This window comes from Candidatus Thiosymbion oneisti (assembly GCF_900092655.1).
Classification (GTDB): Bacteria; Pseudomonadota; Gammaproteobacteria; order Chromatiales; family Chromatiaceae; genus Thiosymbion; species Thiosymbion oneisti.
On the sequence record NZ_FLUY01000791.1, the window covers coordinates 1 to 537 of the forward strand.

Sequence of the window (537 nt, forward strand, 5' to 3'; positions counted from 1 at the left end):
AACCAGCAACATCCATTGCCCCCATGGACGGGGGCAATGGATGTTTGTCTGCGTTCAGCGTCTTGATAGGCGGCGCGGCGCATGTTGCACGGACGTTGTTGTCGGGCGATTTCCTGTTTTGGTGCCTGAAACGGTCGGGAGATCAAAGCGCCGCCGTGCATGTTCCGGTGTGCTTTCCTTTTGGTAATACGTTTTATATTGCACTTGCTGGTTAGCTCCCCGATAAGCGGCGCAGGGACGCGCCGCTTATCAGGTAGTAGACGGCGAGTCGCCGTGTTTAAATACATCGAAACGCTTTATATACCACAACTATTGCTTCTTTTCAAATTCATGAATATCTCCATCAACGCTCCTAGAAATAATCGGTAGTGCTTGACATGTAGTGGTCGTGCAGTTCTCCCAGCGGGGAAGAAAAAGGTTCAGCGGGAAGTTCATCACTACATATTAAGCACGACCAAATAATCAACCACCACCAACTGGAAGTTGGTGGTATGAGGGGTCGGCTGAAGCCGATGTCAAGCTAAAGCTACTCGAGAC

At 50.3% G+C, this 537-nt stretch carries 1 protein-coding gene; it reads left to right on the forward strand.

The genetic code is table 11. From position 1 onward, the window contains the following. On the forward strand, positions 1 to 215 hold a 215-nt coding region (locus tag BQ17_RS22490; protein WP_218068178.1), incomplete at its 5' end, for a hypothetical protein. Between the last annotated feature and the right edge of the window lie 322 nt (positions 216 to 537).